We start from the raw sequence: 18,093 nt of genomic DNA on the forward strand, positions 1-18,093 counted from the left end.
GACCTACGGCCTACAAAAGAGTCTTACAAACACGTCGCTAATACCTGCACCAGCTTTTGTGCTCGCGGGTCCATCAGTACATAAGGCCCCAACGTGTTGGTGACGAAGCCAAAGGCCACCTCCCGTTGCGGGTCCGCAAAACCAATCGAACCGCCCGCCCCCGGATGGCCAAATGCCTTAGCACTTAAACCATAGGTTGCATTCCCAACCTGGGGCTGATCCAGCATGCAACCCAGGCCAAACCGCGTCTGGGTGCGTAATGTTTTGTCTTCACCCACGCTGTGTTCACGCGTCAGCTCAGCGAACATCTCGGGGCCTAATAGCCTGCCATCCAGCAAACCGCTGTAAAAACCGGCCAGACTGCGGGCATTACCATGACCATTGGCAGCGGGCTGTTCCATCCGGCGCCATTGCGGCTTATTGGTGCTGGTCATAATAGACGGCGGGTTGGTAAATGCCCGGGTGCTCATGGACGCAGGCTCTTTCATCATCGCCATCAATAAGCGCTGCGCAGACGCATCGCCCTGCGAGCCCTTGCTGCGAGCGATATGCGCCACCCGGTAAAATTCGTCATCTGCCAGCCCGATATGAAAATCCAGGCCCAAAGGCTGGGCAGTACGCGCCACGATCGACTGGCCAGGGCTGCGCCCGTCTGCGCGACGAATCAACTCACCGACCAACCAGCCATAGGTGATGGCGGCATAGCCATGGCCTTCGCCCGGCGTCCACCAAGGCGCTTCAGCAGCCAGCGCATCCACCATGGTTGGCCATTCATACAACGCTTCTGGCGCCAACAGTTCGCGCAATGCAGGCAGCCCGGCACGGTGACTCAGCAATTGGCGCAAAGTAATAGAGGCTTTGCCCGCTGCCGCAAACTCAGGCCAATACTTTGCCACGGGGACGTCCAGCGCCAACTTGCCCTCTTCCACCAATTGCAAAGCGGTCACGGCCGTAAAGGTTTTGGTGCAGGAAAACAGGTTGGCAATCGTGTCGGTATGCCACGTTTGCTCACCGTCTTTGTCCGCTGTGCCGGCCCACAGATCAACCACCGTGTCACCGCCAATCTGGATGCACAGCGCTGCACCGCGCTCTTGCGGATCATTGAAAAGATCGGCAAATGCTTCGCGCACTGCTTCGAACTTAAGGTCGTGAAAACCCTGAATCTGCACCCGCACCTCCTGGTTCAAGCATGGCTCTACAAGGCGTGCATTGTTCCAGTCCCTGTCAGATTTTGAAACAGACTAAACGGTTCTGAACGCACAATTTTTGAGCATGCGAAATCACCCGCCAAAGGTAACGAGATGAGAGTGGATTTTTTGTGAAAAATACTCGGGATTTCAGCAGAACGTGTAAGAGCGAGCATGCCTCGCAAGCGCTTTGACCAGCAATCAGTCAAAACCTGGGGTTTGGATGGTGAGAAAAAAGTGCTGTGTGCGAGTAAACAAAGCTCGTTTTAAGCGTGGGAGGTAAACGTGAAAAGGTCCGATCAGCGACGAAAGACACCGCCGCTGATCGGGGTTCATAGGATCAGTGACCTTTACCTGAATGCCCGCCCGCGTGGCCCGCACCTGAGCCGCCTTCATTGCCGTCCTGTGGCGCATGGCGTGGCGCTTTGAGCACTTTTTGTGCGTCAGCTTGGGCCTTGGCAGCCTCTTGGCCGAGTTGCTCAAGCACTTGCAAATTGGTCTTACGCACGCTGTCGACAAACCCGGTAAACGGTAAATCGGTGATGCCGACCAAACCGAAATGCCCGTTTTCACCATCCAACAGGCGCCCGGTCACGGGCTGATCCAGATATTGGAACCAATGCACGCCCACAATCGAGGGTTCTGCCACGGCTTGCTTAAGGAACTTGGCGTAGGCCGGGCCGCGGGCTTCTTCATTGGCCACTTCTGTCACACCGCCCCAGAACGGGCCACGGTCACGCGAACCGAAATTGAACTCGGTGATCATGACCGGTTTGTCCAGTGCATGCAGTTTGGCGAAGTCGTAGCCGTCCTGAGGTTGCAAGGTGTAGAAGTTGAAACTCAGTACGTCGCAATACTGCGCGCAAGACGCCACCGCCTGCGGGGTGCTGACTGCAAATCGGCCGCCCAATAACAGGTGATTGGGCGCGTGCCATTTCAAAGAATCGGAGAGGGTCTTGAAGTACGTGTCGGCAAATACTTTTTGGAAGTTTTGATAGTCGGCTTCGATTTCCGGGTGTTGCGGATTGGGCAACGGTGCTTCGAAGCCCGGGTCTTCGAGCAGTTCCCACGCAGCAATTTCAACGCCCCACGCCTTGGACAAGCCCTGCTGGTTACGGTATTTGTCGCGCAGTTGCTTGAGGAACGCACGCTTGGCCGGCACGTCAGTGGTCATGCGCAACGTGCCGAAGGCCAGTGCATAACGGCTTTTGGCATCATCGCCGGGACCAGCCCATGCCAATTCGTTGTCTGCAAAGTAGCCGATCAACCACGGATCGTCACGATGGTCACGCGCCGCAATGGCCACAGCGCGTTCGGTAGCCATTGCAAAGCGCGGGTCAAACGGGTCAGGCATGCCGCCCCACCAATCAGAGCCGGTGCTGATGCTGGCGTAATCACCGACGATCGACAGTGGCAGGGTGTAAGGCACGCGATCATTCTGGCCCAACTGCGGGTCGCTCCAGTTGCCGATGGTGTTGAAACCCCATGCTTGCAGGCGATCCAGCGTGTGGGTTTGCCAGCGTTTGGCATCGAAGGCCTGCGGCGCACAAGGTGTGGCCGGCTGTGCGCCATCGGCGGGTTTAGTGACACTGCACGGCTGACCATAAATGCGTTGCAGGTTAGCGCCATAAAAGTTGTACCAGCGCCCGGCGTTGAAATCGCGGCCCTGAGTCGCGCCGTTGCCATTGTTGTGGTTTGACGTGCCGTAGTAGGCATGCAACGGCTGGTCTTTTTCAGGCAAAGCGCTGAACATCCATTCCCGCCCGGCGACGTACGTCTGACTGTCGTTGGCCGTGACGGCATTCAAGCCCAGGGAGTAAAAAGGGTGGCCCTCGGGGGTGACCAGATTCCACCGCCCGTCGCGCTTTTCAGTCCGGAAAAAACCCGTGGCTTCAAAAGGGGTGCCCGTGGTCCAGCCGCCGTATTGGTCCTGATCGCCACGTTTGGCCAACCATCCTTTGAGCTGTTGCTGCTCTTTGGCGGCTGCGGCCTTTAGCTGCTCGTCATTGGTCACGCGCTCCGGCCATCTGGCGCGGGTTGACTGCCCATAGCCGTCCACGATCGAGCCGTACACGGCTTTGATTACGCCCTCGCCGTCTTGCACGCCAAAACGTTCCAGCAAGATGCTTTGCGCTGCATTGGGATGCGGGATCGACAGGGTCACCGACACCACCTGGCTGCGATCAAGTTCGCCCTGGCTGGCGGCCAGCAAAATACGTTGCCCATCCAGGGTCATTGGCATCGGCGGCCCGGCGCGCATGCCCTGGCTATGCGGGGTGTTGGCTTGCAAGGGTAATAACAATGTCTGCGCAGGTCCGGCTGGCAAGGCGACCCGGCTGGTCAGGGTTTTACCGTTGCTGCTGTGAACCGTGATGTCGAGGGTCAGCGCCCAGTTCATGGCATTTTGAATGCGCAAGGTCATCATCCCGGACTGCGACCAGTCCCACACACCGGTCTGCGGTTTCAGGATCAGGCTCGGGGTCGTGGCCGGGTTGAAGGTTACACGGCGCAGCACCTCACCCTCCGCCGTTTGCTCCGCATTGTATTGCGGCAAGCTCGCATCCACGGTCGCCACCTGGACCACATCGGCAGGGCGAACGAAGTTGAACAAGGTTTGTTGACCCGCAGGCGCCGCCAGAAGCGGGGTCGTGACCAGCAGCGCTAAAACAGCAGAAAGCGAACGGCGAATCATAAGACAGTGGTTCTCCCTGACGACCGATAAGCGGCCTGTAAGGTGGTGAAAGACAAAGCATAGACAGCAAAATCGGCCATATGGCCGACTTGCACTTAAGAAATTTCGCGCCGGAAAGGCGGCAAGGCATTCAAAATCGCCTTGCCATAACGTTGGGTGACCAGTCGTCGATCCAGCAACGTGATCGTCCCGCGATCCTGCTCGGTGCGCAGCAGGCGCCCGCAAGCCTGCACCAGTTTGAGCGAGGCATCGGGCACGGATATTTCCATGAACGGGTTGCCACCGCGCGCTTCAATCCATTCCGCCAGTGCCGCTTCAACGGGATCGTCAGGCACTGAGAACGGGATTTTGGCAATGACCACGTGCTCACAGTAGGCGCCGGGCAAGTCCACGCCTTCGGCAAAACTGGCCAGGCCAAACAGCACACTGGAGTCGCCGCCGTCGACCCGCGCCTTGTGCTTGTTGAGTGTTTCCTGCTTGGACAGATTGCCCTGAATGAACACCTGCTTGCGCCAGTCGCGCTCCAGCCCGTCGAACACGTCCTGCATTTGCTTGCGCGATGAAAACAGCACCAGCGTGCCTTTCGAACCTTCGACCAACCCTGGCAGTTCGCGAATGATCGCAGCCGTGTGGGCCGTGGCATCACGCGGGTCAGCCTTGAGGTCGGGCACTCGCAACACCCCTGCATCGGCATGATGAAACGGGCTTGGCACTACCGCCGTCACGGCCTTTTTGGGCAGGCCGGCACGCATACGAAAGCGATCAAATGTGCCCAGAGCGGTTAACGTGGCCGAGGTCACCAGCGCGCCATACGCCACGTTCCACAGATTACGACGCAGCATTTCAGCGGCCAGAATCGGGCTGGCGTTGACCTCAATGTCAAACAACGAGCCGCTTTCAGCCAGGGTCAGCCAGCGCGCCATCGGCGGGTTGTCTTCAGGGTCTTCGGTGGTGAAGGCCGTCCACAGCTCCCAATTACCTTGGGCGCGGGATAGCAAGCTGCCAAACAATGGGTACCACTCTTCAGCCTGATTGCTGGTGATGCCGATACTGACCTCACCGTCCATGCCGTCTTTGAGGATTTCGGTCAAACGGGTGAACAGGTCGGTGAGGCGCGAGAAACCTTTTTTCAGTTCGATGCCCATTTCGCGCATGTGCTCGGGTATCAATCCCCCGACAAAACGATGGCGCGGGCGCTCACGACCTTCAGGCTCTTCACCGACCTTGAAGTCAGCGATTTGCTCGCAGGTGGTGAACATGAACTGCTGTTGTGCCTTGATCTCTTTGGCCAGCTCAGGCACTTGCTCCAGCAAGCGGCCCAAGTCGCCCGGCAACGGGTGTTGCGCCAGCAGCTTGGTAAGGTTCTTGGCAGTCTGCTCCAGCCAGTCGGCGGTCGAGCGCAAACGCGTGTAATGCGCAAAGTGACCGATGGCTTTGTCCGGCAGGTGGTGACCTTCGTCGAACACGTACAGCGTGTCACGCGGGTCGGGCAACACCGCGCCGCCGCCCAGGGCCAGGTCTGCCAGCACCATGTCGTGATTGGTCACGATCACGTCCACTTTGCTCATGCCTTCGCGGGCCTTGTAAAAGGCGCATTGGCCAAAATTGGGGCAATGCCGGTTGGTGCATTGGCTATGGTCGGTGGTCAGACGCGCCCAGTCCTGGTCTTCGAGGGCCTGAGGCCAACTGTCGCGGTCACCGTCCCATTTATTGCCCGCCAGTTTTTCGATCATGCTGGTGAACAGTTTTTGGCTGGCTTCGTCGACTTCAATCTTGAAGCCTTCCTCTTCGAACAGCTGCGCGGTCGCCGTTTGGGCGTGGCCTTCTTGTAGCAGCATGTCGAGCTTGGACAAGCACATGTAGCGCCCACGGCCTTTGGCCAGCGCGAAACTGAAATTCAACCCGCTGTTGCGCATCAGGTCAGGCAGGTCTTTGTAGACGATCTGCTCTTGCAGGGCCACGGTCGCCGTGGCGATGACCAGACGCTTGCCGGCAGCCTTGGCCGTAGGAATCGCCGCCAGGCTGTAAGCCACGGTTTTACCGGTGCCAGTGCCCGCTTCTACAGCGACCACGGCCGGTTCGCCACTGCGGTGGCCTTCTTCATCGGTGTCAATGTCGCCGAGCACCTTGGCCACTTCAGCGATCATCAACCGCTGGCCGTAGCGTGGTTTGAGGCTCTTGGCTTCGAGAAAACGCGAGTATGCGCCCTGGATCTGGGATTTGAGTTCGGTACTAATCATGGTTCTTCGGGCGCGAGAAACGCTGGATAAATTTTCAGTGGTTCGAATGGCCGCTATCATACCCCGCTAATTCATCCCGCGCCGCACGGAGTACCTCATGACCGCCTTTGCCCTTGCCTACAGCCTGCATGTTTTGGCCGCCCTGATCTGGGTGGGCGGGATGTTTTTTGCCTGGATGATCCTGCGCCCCGCCAGCGTGGCGGCCCTTGACGGCCCGGTGAGGCTAAAACTGTGGGTCGAGGTCTTTCAGCGTTTTTTTGGGTGGGTCTGGGTGGCCGTCGTGATTTTGCCGATAAGCGGTGTGGGCCTGTTGCAAATCCGCTTTAACGGTTTCGAAACCGCGCCGCGTTATGTGCAGATCATGATGGGACTGTACATCGTGATGGTGGCGTTATTTATCCGGATTCAATCGCTGCAATTGCCTGAACTGCGCAAGGCTGTGGAATCTGAGCAGTGGGCAACGGGCGCAGCGGTGATGGGGAAAATTCGCCGATTGGTGGGGTGCAATTTGATTGTGGGGCTGGTGCTGGTGGCCATCGCAGCAGCGCGCCCGGTGTTTTAACGCCTGCGGCCGTTGCATGAGGACCGCCTAACGATCATGCAACAGCTCGCAGCCTTCGTACCTTGCCAGCCACTACGGCGCGCGCTTTTACAGGCGCTGGATGGTTACTGCGCCAGCTGAACCTGCTTCACCCGGTTCACCGGCCAACCCTGGACGGCCCGACTTACCGCCGTCAGTGCGATACACCAAGCAACCCTTGGATTTGCCGCCTGATCCTGCGCGCCCGGCCACACCCGGTTTGCCGCCAGCGCCGCCGTCGACGCGCACTTTGATCAAGTCATCAGGAAAGTCACGCGGCAGCTCTACACGCACCTGTGCACCGGGGGCGCCCTGCTGGCCGTTGCCGCCGTTTTGTCCATTGAAGCCCGAACCTGCCGAACCCCACGTGCAACCCGGCGCCTCGCCGTTACCACCGTCCAAGCCGGCAAAGCCAGGAGCGCCGGTACCGCCACGGGCATCAATGGACAGTTCTGCGGCTTGTAACGCATCAAAGCGCAGGCTCAAATCACGCGCGGGCCGAGCCGGTTTCTCATAGGTACCCGCCGCGCCGCGGGCGTTGATTTGGCTGCCTTCGCCAAACTCTGCATACGCTGCCCGCAACTCAATGGCCCGTTCGGCGGGCACGATGGTAATGCGCGCTTCATGACCCAAACGCAATTGATCAATGTTGACCTGTGTAACACCCGCCGGGATCAACAAGGTGCCGTAATCCGCGACCTCTAGCGCTTCCAGCTGCAACACACTGGCATTGGCGGGCAGGCGCATCAAGGTGTTGGGGTCAACCTTGACCGATTCGGCATGCACAAAGGGGCTGCACAGGGCGACCAGTAAACATAACTTACGCATGATGAGCGCCTTGTTCTGAAGTGGAGCGAAGGGTTTGCAAGTGGAAGATGCCCACCAACAGGATGTTCAGACGATCACGCCAAGGGTGCGGCCGCTGTTTCAAACTGCCGTTAAACAGCAACAGTTCAAGTACGTGCGTCAACAGCAGCAAGCTGCCTGCCAGATTAATCAGTAAATCGAACGGGTTGATCAGTGGGCTGAACACGTTGATGACAACAACAACCCAGAACAATAGGGTCAAGACTTTCCCCAGCCCCCAAAGCACCTTCATAGCGTCCCCCCTTCATTTATGTTTTTCTTTGGACGCACCTTAACGGCTCGCAGGATAGCTGCGCCAGAGGCGTCGATAAAAATTCCTTAATGCGCAACCTCTGGTACGAGCAACTCATCCCTCGGCCAAGGCTGTCGGTCAGGGCGCCAAAGGCAAGAACCAGCGTTGCGCAAGATCCCTGCCGATTTCACTTCGATACACCTCAACCACTTCATACTGATTTCGCGCGTTTTCTTTGAGTGCCCAGTAGTCATCGGTGCGCTGGCTCCAGACTTTCAGGTGCGCAACCTCATACTCATTTTTTGCTTTATTTGCATCTTTGTAATGAAAGTGCGCGCACCACAAGAAGTTACCGTCCGTGTCTTTTATAGCGTACTCATCAATAAAGTCTCGTTTAAGCCGTTTGCGGGCTCTGAACAGCGAAACGGTGACACGGTGCAGCTCAAGCAGGTATTGAAGATTGCCGTGGGTGGGCGGCAGTTTAAGACTGAGCCGTATGCGCAAATCGAATGCTTTGGCACGCATATCCAGGGCCCTCTCGCGCATGCTACCGACCAACTCCTGATCGTCTCTTTGGCGCCAGCTTTCGGTATCGGTCCCAATCACTCGTTCGAGTTCGGCGGCCGATTTATTCAAGCGATCCGCCACATGCACTAAGGTTTCTTCAGCTTCTTGCGGGTACCTCGCACTATTAAGCAGGCCCTCTGCGCGCGTTAAGTGGACCTGCGCCATGCCATACAACTTGCGGGCTTCACCCTTGATATCTGACAGGCTACGTTTGAATGGCAAAGGCTCTGCGGGCCGCTCGACGGGGACTGCATTCCAGGTGTCGCCATCCCTGATATAGGTAGAAAACAATTCATTGTCCCGATCTGAACGCACTTCGATAGTCTCGATACCGGCCCCGTCTGTTGACAGTTTTAAGTCACCGATCAGTTGCCCCTTATTGCGCGTTTTAATGATGCGTTTAAGGGGGCGTTCAGACAGTTTAGGCTTGTTTTTTTTGATTTTTACGGGCATTGACTCAAGGGGTTTTAACTCCGCTGCCAGTTGCTGCTCAACGTCTTTGTAGAAACCTGCAACCAAATCAATGAGCCGTTGATAGGTGTCTCCCTCCAGCTCTTCAGCACTCACTTTTTGAATATTCAGTAATGCATCCAGGGCTTTGCCATATTGCTCAAGCAAGCTGCCCAACACGTCAAGACGCTCGCGAGCGTCCAGCTCAATTTTATTGAGTTGATCGTGTGTCTGGATCTGTTCGCGTAGCGGTTCAAGATGCTCATTTAGCTGAACGATCCGTTCGGTAGCGAACGTTTTTAAACTGATCGTTTTCAAACACACGATCTGTAAACTTTTCAACTGGAGTGAGGTCAATGTTTCATCTGAATATTCTGTGCGTAGACGTTCAGCAGCTTCAACACCTTTAGGCCCGACGGTTGAGAGTTCGACAATATTTCTGTCCAGCGTGTCGATCATGCGGATGCTTTGATCGTTAAGGTCAACCAGCGCTTTCATATGCGCCCTAAAGTGCACCATGCTCGCCAAATTCAAGGCCGACACGTCGCCTGACATACCGCTCTGAGCCACCGTTATCTCTGCCCATCGCGCGTTAAAAATCACTCTTATTTTTTCAATCTGAGACAAGCTGACGCTGGCATTGTTGATCACGCTTTCAATGAGCGCTATCACATGCTCAGGTGTAAATCCCACACCCAGTTCATTGCGTTCCTGGTTGCTTATCACCACACGCTCTATCAAGTTAGTTTCTGATTCGATGTCCATCAGAAATTGTGCACGGCGATCCAAGACTTCATCCTCGGTTCTGCGCGGGTCATTTTCAAATGCTTTTAATACCGTGTTTTCTAGCATTATTTTTTTCTGTTTAACTTTGTGTTCCTGTAAAAACAGCGTGTATTCGGCATCTAACTCAGCGATACGCTTGGCTTTACGTGCGCGCAATGCGGCAACTTGCCGGGTAGGTCCGCCACCGCGCAACCGTAACCTCAAGTCCAGGGACCACCGGCCAGCGCGGTCCCGCTGCAAGTGGGGCCCACCTACGATAACGACCTGATCCGCCTCAATTCGCACGGGGTAAAAACCCTCATCTATCAAGGCATACCAAGACTGTTGGACGTTGTAGAGGCCCGCCTGCCCCCCTGACTGTTCGGGCGACGGCAGTGGCTCGGGGGCCGGAACCGCGAGCGCCTGTAGCGCTCGACGCTGATTCGGCGTTAGCCGGTTAGTGGCGTTGGAAAAACTAAAGTCCACGTGCTTGCTCAGCCTTTTTTCCCACTCGCCTGCCAGGACTACAGGCCCTTCGGTGATTTTTGCTGATGGCCGAGGAGGCCACTCTTGGGGGGCGCGACGCGGTACGCCTGCCCGTCGTAGTTGCTTAATGACACCTTCACCCGGTTTTGTGGGTGAAGCGGTGAAGGCAGGTCCCCATTGAAACAGCACCATCGCCAGGTTTTGCAATACATCAACCAGTGCCAACTCTCGGGTAACCGGATCATCGCTATGAAGCGCCGGTATATCCCTGCGCAATGCATCCAGCAACAACACAAACCAGGCAGTGAGCATGACCGGGCCGCGAAGATAAGGAAGCAGAAAGATGTTTAAAAACAGGTTGGCGCCCTCTAAAAAAATACGCCAACGACTTTCACGATTAGAGACCGTGTCGCGATCTGCCTGATGCGTTAGCGACAGCGCGTTAAATTGATAGAGATAGAGCAGTAACGTGCCGTTTTGTAAATGCTGCATCAGCTCGTCATTGACCCCATTGACCGCGAGGCTGGCCGGTTGAGGCTTAACAAATGCGCTCACAGGAAAGTCATCTTCTAACGTAAAACGCACGTAATGTGGCTCTTTGAATCCCTCATTGTCGTACATCGTTCTGGCCGCGTCGGTTAACCAGGTCAGCACACTGGTTTGTAACGCACCTGACTGTGCGATAGCGCGCATCAAATCATCACGCGACGCAAACTCCAGCAGTGATTGGTCGTAAAGAGGTCGATACAACACACACGGCCCAACGTCTAGATGCATCGATTCAATAATGAACATATTACTGACAATGTCTGGTTTTGCTTCGCTATGACTGAGAAGTGCCAGATGGCGAATCACTACCTCCTGACCATCGACCCTGCGCGCATCGGCGTTTGTTTGCATGACTGCTGCCACATAACGCGCCCCTTCAGGAGTGATCCCACTTTCATTCTTTAGGCTCAACTCCAGCGCTTGCAGGGGTAACTGCCACCTGAGTTGCTCAGTAAACAGCTTTTCGCGGTCCATTCGCGCTTGACCATCACCCAGTAGCTCGCGCTTGAGTGTTTCAGGGTAATACCTGCCAATGTCGACAGTCTCGATCAAGCCATTGCGTTGCGTGATGTAATGCGCCGTGAGCCAAACGGGGAGCGCCAAACCCTGGCGGTGCATCACGCTGATGATTTCACCCCTTGGTTTGCCACTGAGGTTATTAAGGGCCAGTTCCGTCAGGGTCATTTTCACCTGCTGCGCAATACCTGACACATGGGTGGAGCCAGGTGCCAACGTGCCTGCCACGAGCAGGAAGGTCAGTTCAATATCGTCCGGCTCGAAGGATGCGTTTGAAAGCTCGCTCGCTTGCTGATGCCCAAAACGCTGCTGATCACGCTCAAGCTGTCGTTTCAATGACTCAATGGTAAAGCGATGTATGTCTGCAATACCGGTGAGGTAGCTCTGCCCTTGCGCGCTTTTTTTGGCGTTGGCCAACGCCAGGCTCCAGGAACGATAGAGCGCCTGATCCGCAGCAGAGGCTTTCGCTAGCCAGTCGGGCAGTAACGATTGCAGCCTGCTCACGGTATCAGCGCTGCCAGTAGGCGCGTTAAGGAACGCGCTTGAGGTATCGGTCATTGCGAAACAGACAGACTCCAGCGCTTGTAAACCGGTTTGAGTGGGCAATTTCAGTGCTGAAAGTCGGCTCATATGCCTGCTGAGTATTAACGCCGCTTCAGCATCAAAGGCATCACCGTCAATTTCGTAGTGTTTAGTGACAATCGCCTCAACGACATACAGTGACTCAGCAAGCGCGGCTCTGGATTGAGCGACCGCCTGCACTGAACTGAATGTTTCGATAGTGCCGTCTGGCAGACACATCATCACCAGCGGCTGCACGTTTTGGCCGCCGGCGTAACGAACCAGCAACAGATGCGGGTTAATGATCGAACCGCTCGTACCCGCAAAAGTGAGCGTGGTTCGTACGTAATAAGCTCGAGTAGCGTGGTCACCGTAAAGGCGGACTCTGTCGCTGCCATCCGGAAAATCAAGCACCTGGCGCAAGGTTTCTAACTCAGCATCGCTGAAATCGGTTTGTTGCACGGCTTTGATCGCCAACGTGTCTTTAAGTACATTGCTCAGCCACCGCCATCGGCTGATACCGTTTTCGGTCTGCTCACTCCAGTATTGGCTCAACGCGCTTTTAAGCCCTATCGGCACACTCCAGGACAGTTCTTTAACGAGTGTTTCTACCACCTTCATGTCGATTTCATAGCCCTGCGCGAGCTTAAGTCGATTACCTTCAGGGTCAGACAAAAAATAATAGTTGTGCGGGCTGACATGACTGATATCCAGCGATGCGCCATCGACCAGCCAGGCCAGCACGCGATCAATGAACAGCGGCAACTCCCACCCACCACCTACCCTAGGCGTCGCTAACCGCGTACTGGACAAATCGAGCGTAAGCGTTGGGAATCGCTCATGCAGCGCAGCCGTCAGCATTTGTCGAATAACCGTATCAATACGTGCACGGCTGGCGAATTGCGCACTGACCGCTTTTTGAACCGGTGAAACAGGCTCCAGTAAAACGGGGGCGGAGATTGAAGGTGTCGACATAAAAATCCCTTTTATTTTTAGGCGGCCTAATGACCCGTTCCGTATTGACACACGCTGCAACCCTGTCCAGGTGGTACACCGCTATAGCGCTTCCAACAGTGCCACTGCCAAGATGAGTACACTGTCTTGCCCGCCATACGCGTCCATCTACTAGGCCACACGTTCTGGGCACGCTAGTCTTGAACACTCTGATTGAGGACTTACGATGACCCTTGGCATTTCCACGCGCACGCCTCAGCACGCTTTGGCGGCCATGCTCGATCGTTATGCATCACAGCGTTTGCTGATCGTCGGCGCCAGCAGCTTCCCGGCCCTGGACGCTTATAAGGCCGAGCACCCCGAGGCCGTTGTTGCCCACGCCAACCCCGGCGCGCTGCCCGCCGACTTGGCCGCCCAACGCTTTGATTTCGCGCTGGTAGTGGATTGCCTTGAACACCTGCCAAAAAGAGAGGGCTTTGAATTGCTCGCAGGGATTCGCAATCTGAATGCCAGCCGAATTGCCGTGCTAGCGGACCTCAACGCTTGTAAATGGAAAGAGACAGACTTTTTCGCTTTAGGCCTACAAAACAATGAGAATTTTCAGCGTGCCGAGCAGATGCTGACTCTGTTCACTTATGACTTACACGAGTACAAACAAGTGCCCGACTGGCTTAATGCAAGGTTCTGGGCCAATCCGGAAAACTTCGGCAAGTATTGGTGGTAACCCGATGAGTACATCTATTTGCCCCTGTGGCACCGGCAATTTACTGGACGCATGCTGCGGGCACTATCACGACGGCGTTGCCGCCCCAAGCGCCGAAACACTCATGCGCTCGCGCTACAGCGCTTATGTGCTGGGGCTGATCGATTATCTGATTGGCACGACTTTACCCGTGCAGCAACCCGGCCTGGATCGCCAGTCGATTGCAGCATGGAGTGCCCAAAGCACTTGGTTGGGCCTGGAAATTGAACAGAGTGAGGTCTTTGGCGGTCAACCTGAACATGCCTTTGTGACTTTTACTGCACGTTGGCACGACGCCGACGGTGAACACCGCCACCGGGAGCGCTCCTCGTTTGTGCAAAGTGCTGGTCGCTGGTATTTCATCGACCCCACGGTACCGCTCAAAGTAGGCCGCAATGACGCGTGCCCCTGCGCCAGCGGGCTTAAATTCAAAAAATGCTGCGCCAGCTATTTCGCCCAATAAGCTGAACTGACGCGCGTAATAAGGAGCAAGGAATGGAATCTCGGGCACTTATTAGAAGCTCATTCGCCGTCATGTTAATTGTGGCGCTATCAGGTTGTGCATCATGGTTTGAATCAGCCGACAAGGACCCGCAAGTTCGCCTTGCCAAAGTGGAGCTGGTTCAAGCAAAGCTGCTGGAGCAACGCTTCAAACTGCATTTCAGGGTGGATAACCCTAATGACTCGACGCTGACCGTACGCGGGCTGAGCTACAAAGTGTATCTGGGCCCCATCTTGCTGACCGAAGGCGAACACAGCCAGTGGTTCAGCGTTGAGCCAAAAAGCCACGTCGACTATGTCGTACCGGTGCGCACCAATATGTGGCAACACGTCAAACCGCTGGTCAAACTGCTCGAATCCCCCGACCAACCGATCCCTTACCGGCTGGAAGGCATACTGGAAACCGGATTGTTCTACGGTAACGACGTGCACCTGATGCGCAAAGGCGAGATAATCCCCGGCGATTTTATTCCAGAGTGATTGAGCAATGACCCAGCAACCCCACGTTCACGGCCCGGACTGCAACCACGATCATGACCAGCATGATCACGCCCATGACCACGATAACGGTCATGTGCATGGCCCGAACTGCGGTCACGCCCACCAGGAGCCTGTGCGCAATGCGTTGAAAGACGTTGGCCGCAACGACCCTTGCCCGTGCGGCAGCAGCAAGAAATTCAAGAAGTGCCACGGCGCCTGATACTTTAAAGCGCCTCGCCCACGCCGCACTTGCCTTCAAGCATGTGCGGCGTGTGTGTTTTCACCACATGAAAAATGCATCCAGAACAGGGTCAGGTACTTTCTTCCTGCACAAGATTGGGAGTAAAACTGACAGGCCGCGGTGAACTGTTACCTTTGGCTGGCATCAGTTGCTGCGTGAACTTCCCTTCTGGAGCCCTTCATGATCGATCTTTATTACTGGACCACCCCCAACGGCCACAAGATTTCGCTATTCCTTGAAGAAGCGGGGCTGCCCTATAACGTTCACCCGGTGAACATCGGCAAAAACGAACAGTTCGAACCGTCCTTTCTGAAGATCGCACCTAACAACCGCATCCCGGCCATCGTCGACCAAACACCGGCAGACGGCGGCGCCCCGCTGTCGCTGTTTGAATCCGGCGCTATCTTGTTGTACCTCGCCGAAAAAACGGGCCAATTCCTACCCAAGGACCTACGCGGCCGGCAAATGGCGCTGCAATGGCTGTTTTGGCAAATGGGCGGCCTGGGGCCGATGGCCGGGCAAAACCATCACTTCAATCGTTTTGCGCCAGAAAAGATTCCTTATGCCATCAAGCGCTATACCGACGAAACCGCACGCCTCTACGGTGTATTGAACAAGCAGCTGGAAGGTCGAGAGTTTGTCGCAGGCGCCACGTACAGCATCGCCGACATGGCGATATATCCCTGGATTGTGCCTCACACCTGGCAAGGTCAAAACCTGGATGACTTCCCGGCGCTCAAAGCCTGGTTCGCCCGCGTCAAGGCACGTCCCGCAACCGAGCGGGCTTATGCGCTGGTGGAAAAAATCAATCCATCGAAGTAAACAGATCCCATCGCTACGCGTAGGTATCTGCGCTGTTTTTGACAGCGTGGCGGGGCATTAATCGCCACCTGTCATACCGACCACAGCTTTTATCTGGCTAACCCTTGCGCGCCATCATCGGCCTCACTAACGTAGCGCCTTTCGATGACATCCCCCGCAGGAGCTTTGCCATGGCCTCGCCAGCCCTCACTCATTTTTTACCCCGGTTCGGCGTTGCCGCGGCAGTGGTCGGTTTTTTAAGCCTGACCGGTTGCCAGATAAACAACCACGCCTCTCAAAGCCTGGTACCTGCTTCCGGCGTGCAACCGCTCAAAGGGTTGGCCCAGAACGTCTCGGTGCGTCGTAACAGTCAGGGCATGCCACTGATTGAAAGCAGCAGTTTTCATGACGCGCTGTTCACCTTGGGTTACGTGCACGCGAGTGATCGCTTCAGCCAAATGGTGCGCTTGCGCTTGCTTGCTCAGGGCCGCCTAGCGGAACTCAACGGTGCCGACGCCCTGCAAACCGATCGCCTGATGCGCAGCATCAACCTGAAAAAAAACGCCAGCGAACTCTATAAAAGTGCATCGCCGCGCCTGAAAAAGTTCTTCGAAGTCTATGCTCGCGGCGTGAACGCTTACGTGTTCCGCTACCGCGACAAGCTGCCCGCTGATCTGGCACAGGCCGGCTATAAAGCCGAGTACTGGAAGCCTGAGGATTCAGCCTTGATTTTCAGCCTGCTGAGCTTCGGCATGTCGACCAACTTGCAAGAAGAGCTGAACGCATTGGTGCTGGCGCAGAAAGTCGGCACCGACAAGCTCCCATGGCTGGTGCCGACGTACCCAGGCGAAGCCTTGCCCAGCGCCGAGGCCGACAAACTCAAAGGCCTGAACCTGGGCAGCCAGTTACAAGGGCTGGACAGCGTCACTCAAGCCCTTGAGCAGGTCACGCGCTTGAGTATGCCGGGCGTCACCGCGTCGAGTGACTGGGCGTTTGGCCCACAGCGCAGCCGCACAGGCAAAAGCCTGCTGGCCACTGATATCCACCAACCTATTGGCATACCGTCCGCCTGGAGCTACGTGCAAATTCGCGCGCCAAAATATCAGGCTGCTGGCGCCTCGATTGCGGGCCTACCGACGCTGTTTGCCGGTTTCAATGGCAAAGTCGCTTGGGGCATGAGCATGGCGATGGGCGACAACCAGGACGTTTTCCTGGAGAAACTCAAGCGTCAGGGCAACAGTGTGTATTACCTCGCCAATGGCAAATGGGTACCCGCGAGTGTGCGCAACGAAACCTTTTTCATCAAAGGCCAGCGCCCCATTCGCGAAGCACTGTATGAAACCCGCCACGGCCCTTTGCTCAATAACCCGCTGAACAGCAGTCTGGGGCTTGCCCTGCAAGTACCGGACTTCAAGGGTGACAAGACCCTTGATGGGTTTTTCGATCTGTCGCGTGCGCAAAACAGTGAAGCCGCCTCCGATGCCAGTCGCGAAATCCGCGCCGTAGCGCTCAATCTTCTCTATGCAGACGCCCAACACATCGGCTGGCAATTGACGGGGCTTTATCCTAATCGCCGCGAAGGTCTGGGGTTGTTCCCGTCGCCGGGCTGGGACAGTCGCTATGACTGGGACGGTTATGCCGACGCCATGCTGCACCCCTACGACCAGGACCCGGCGCAAGGCTGGCTCGGCATGGCGAACCAGCGCACGGCTGCGTACGGCTATGGCATGCAGCTGTCCAACTCGTGGTTATCGCCCGAGCGCAGCGAACGCATTGCGCAACTGGCGGCCAGCGGCAGGCAGGACGCGCGCAGCCTGATTGCCATGCAGTACGACCAGACCACCCTGTTCGCCCCCAAGCTTAAGGCCATGCTTACAGCGCCCGGCATGGCGCAGCCGTTGAAGCAAGCGATTGCCGGGCTACCCGCAGGCGAGCAGGTCAAAGCCCGCGAAGCCTTGGCGCGCTTATTGGCGTTTGACGGCAAACTCAGCGCCACCTCCGCCGATGCGGCGTTGTATGAACTGTTTTTGCAGCAAAGTGCTGAGCAAACGTTCCTCAGCGCACTTGGCCCGCAAAACAGCGCGAGCTGGAAGGCCTTCATCAGCAATGGCAACCTGTCGTACTCGGCTCAGGCTGACCACCTGTTGAGCCGCGAAGACAGCCCGTTCTGGGATGATTCAAAAACGGCGCAAAAAGAAGACAAACCCACGGTGTTGGCGCGCAGCCTGGTGGCCGCAGTGAACGCCGCAGAACAGTCGATGGGCAGCGATCACAAAGCCTGGCAATGGGGCAAGCTGCACCCTTACGTATGGCGCAACACCGAAGGGCAAACCGTGCGCGGCCCGATTGCAGCGGGCGGCGATCACACCACACTGAACATTGCGGCCTACAACATGGGCGCTGGCGACTTCGAGGCCACCGTGATTCCGGCAATGCGCATGATCATCGACTTTGGCCAAATCGAACCGATGATGGTGCAAAACAGCACGGGGCAATCGAGTAACCCGGCCAGCCAGCATTATGCTGACGGCATCGATCCGTGGCTCAAGGGTCAGTACCTCAGCCTCCCGATGCAGCCACAAAACTTCGACAAGGTGTATGGCAAAACACGATTGACTTTGACACCCGGGAAGTAAAACCGGCAACCAGACCCATGAGCCGCAGGCCCAAGGCTAAGATGCC

At 56.4% G+C, this 18,093-nt stretch carries 13 protein-coding genes; 7 read left to right on the forward strand and 6 right to left on the reverse strand.

The features are described from left to right. Positions 1 to 23 precede the first annotated feature (23 nt). From GYN01_RS04880 to dinG, 3 genes are all read right to left on the reverse strand, one after another. On the reverse strand, positions 24 to 1,169 hold the full coding sequence (locus GYN01_RS04880) for a serine hydrolase domain-containing protein (protein ID WP_048362713.1): 1,146 nt from the start codon (positions 1,167 to 1,169) through the stop codon (positions 24 to 26). A gap of 358 nt (positions 1,170 to 1,527) precedes the next feature. Continuing rightward, the gene (locus tag GYN01_RS04885; RefSeq protein ID WP_203306667.1) at positions 1,528 to 3,879 is read right to left on the reverse strand and encodes a beta-galactosidase; all 2,352 of its coding nucleotides are present in this window, start codon (positions 3,877 to 3,879) and stop codon (positions 1,528 to 1,530) included. Positions 3,880 to 3,974: 95 nt separating this feature from the next. Beyond that, positions 3,975 to 6,119, reverse strand: coding sequence for an ATP-dependent DNA helicase DinG (gene dinG / locus GYN01_RS04890; RefSeq protein WP_048401081.1), 2,145 nt, complete (start codon positions 6,117 to 6,119; stop codon positions 3,975 to 3,977). Positions 6,120 to 6,216: 97 nt separating this feature from the next. On the opposite strand from dinG, the gene GYN01_RS04895 reads away from it, so the two are divergent. Further along, positions 6,217 to 6,681 (forward strand): CopD family protein, encoded by a 465-nt coding sequence (locus GYN01_RS04895; RefSeq protein ID WP_048401086.1) that lies wholly within the window; start codon positions 6,217 to 6,219, stop codon positions 6,679 to 6,681. A gap of 87 nt (positions 6,682 to 6,768) precedes the next feature. On the opposite strand, the gene GYN01_RS04900 is transcribed toward GYN01_RS04895, so the two are convergent. The 3 genes from GYN01_RS04900 to GYN01_RS04910 all read right to left on the reverse strand — a co-directional run bounded on the left by GYN01_RS04900 (position 6,769) and on the right by GYN01_RS04910 (position 12,718). After that, complete coding sequence (locus GYN01_RS04900) at positions 6,769 to 7,527, reverse strand: hypothetical protein (RefSeq protein WP_048401087.1); 759 nt, start codon at positions 7,525 to 7,527, stop codon at positions 6,769 to 6,771. Continuing rightward, entirely contained in the window at positions 7,520 to 7,798 is a 279-nt protein-coding gene (locus GYN01_RS04905) for a DUF1145 domain-containing protein (protein ID WP_048362708.1), read from the reverse strand. Before GYN01_RS04905 ends, GYN01_RS04900 begins: the two co-directional genes overlap by 8 nt. A 138-nt stretch (positions 7,799 to 7,936) precedes the next feature. Further along, positions 7,937 to 12,718, reverse strand: coding sequence for a dermonecrotic toxin domain-containing protein (locus tag GYN01_RS04910; protein WP_203306668.1), 4,782 nt, complete (start codon positions 12,716 to 12,718; stop codon positions 7,937 to 7,939). 154 nt (positions 12,719 to 12,872) lie between these two features. Between GYN01_RS04910 and GYN01_RS04915 the strand changes: the two genes are divergently transcribed. The 6 genes from GYN01_RS04915 to GYN01_RS04940 all read left to right on the forward strand — a co-directional run bounded on the left by GYN01_RS04915 (position 12,873) and on the right by GYN01_RS04940 (position 18,047). After that, positions 12,873 to 13,370 (forward strand): DUF6231 family protein, encoded by a 498-nt coding sequence (locus GYN01_RS04915; RefSeq protein ID WP_048362706.1) that lies wholly within the window; start codon positions 12,873 to 12,875, stop codon positions 13,368 to 13,370. Between the two features lie 4 nt (positions 13,371 to 13,374). Next, a complete protein-coding gene (locus GYN01_RS04920) occupies positions 13,375 to 13,851 on the forward strand; it encodes a YchJ family protein (protein ID WP_048362705.1) in 477 nt (158 codons plus the stop codon). Between the two features lie 32 nt (positions 13,852 to 13,883). Then, positions 13,884 to 14,369, forward strand: a complete 486-nt coding sequence (locus GYN01_RS04925; RefSeq protein ID WP_238936076.1) for an LEA/WHy family protein — start codon at positions 13,884 to 13,886, stop codon at positions 14,367 to 14,369. Positions 14,370 to 14,376: 7 nt separating this feature from the next. Continuing rightward, the gene (locus GYN01_RS04930) at positions 14,377 to 14,589 is read left to right on the forward strand and encodes an SEC-C metal-binding domain-containing protein (RefSeq protein ID WP_048362703.1); all 213 of its coding nucleotides are present in this window, start codon (positions 14,377 to 14,379) and stop codon (positions 14,587 to 14,589) included. 201 nt (positions 14,590 to 14,790) lie between these two features. Continuing rightward, positions 14,791 to 15,432, forward strand: a complete 642-nt coding sequence (locus tag GYN01_RS04935; protein ID WP_048362702.1) for a glutathione binding-like protein — start codon at positions 14,791 to 14,793, stop codon at positions 15,430 to 15,432. A 170-nt stretch (positions 15,433 to 15,602) separates the two neighbouring features. After that, a complete protein-coding gene (locus GYN01_RS04940) occupies positions 15,603 to 18,047 on the forward strand; it encodes a penicillin acylase family protein (RefSeq protein WP_203306669.1) in 2,445 nt (814 codons plus the stop codon). The last annotated feature ends 46 nt before the right edge of the window (positions 18,048 to 18,093 follow it).

This window comes from Pseudomonas weihenstephanensis, assembly GCF_016812185.1.
In the GTDB taxonomy this organism is placed as follows: domain Bacteria; phylum Pseudomonadota; class Gammaproteobacteria; order Pseudomonadales; family Pseudomonadaceae; genus Aquipseudomonas; species Aquipseudomonas weihenstephanensis.

What these genes read in the sequence shown, in the direction of transcription:
- GYN01_RS04885 (WP_203306667.1), bottom strand. Translation starts at nt 3,879, where the DNA reads ATGATTCGCCGTTCGCTTTCTGCTGTTTTAGCGCTGCTGGTCACGACC.
- dinG (WP_048401081.1), bottom strand. Translation starts at nt 6,119, where the DNA reads ATGATTAGTACCGAACTCAAATCCCAGATCCAGGGCGCATACTCGCGT.
- GYN01_RS04895 (WP_048401086.1), top strand. Translation starts at nt 6,217, where the DNA reads ATGACCGCCTTTGCCCTTGCCTACAGCCTGCATGTTTTGGCCGCCCTG.
- GYN01_RS04900 (WP_048401087.1), bottom strand. Translation starts at nt 7,527, where the DNA reads ATGCGTAAGTTATGTTTACTGGTCGCCCTGTGCAGCCCCTTTGTGCAT.
- GYN01_RS04905 (WP_048362708.1), bottom strand. Translation starts at nt 7,798, where the DNA reads ATGAAGGTGCTTTGGGGGCTGGGGAAAGTCTTGACCCTATTGTTCTGG.
- GYN01_RS04915 (WP_048362706.1), top strand. Translation starts at nt 12,873, where the DNA reads ATGACCCTTGGCATTTCCACGCGCACGCCTCAGCACGCTTTGGCGGCC.
- GYN01_RS04920 (WP_048362705.1), top strand. Translation starts at nt 13,375, where the DNA reads ATGAGTACATCTATTTGCCCCTGTGGCACCGGCAATTTACTGGACGCA.
- GYN01_RS04925 (WP_238936076.1), top strand. Translation starts at nt 13,884, where the DNA reads ATGGAATCTCGGGCACTTATTAGAAGCTCATTCGCCGTCATGTTAATT.
- GYN01_RS04930 (WP_048362703.1), top strand. Translation starts at nt 14,377, where the DNA reads ATGACCCAGCAACCCCACGTTCACGGCCCGGACTGCAACCACGATCAT.
- GYN01_RS04935 (WP_048362702.1), top strand. Translation starts at nt 14,791, where the DNA reads ATGATCGATCTTTATTACTGGACCACCCCCAACGGCCACAAGATTTCG.
- GYN01_RS04940 (WP_203306669.1), top strand. Translation starts at nt 15,603, where the DNA reads ATGGCCTCGCCAGCCCTCACTCATTTTTTACCCCGGTTCGGCGTTGCC.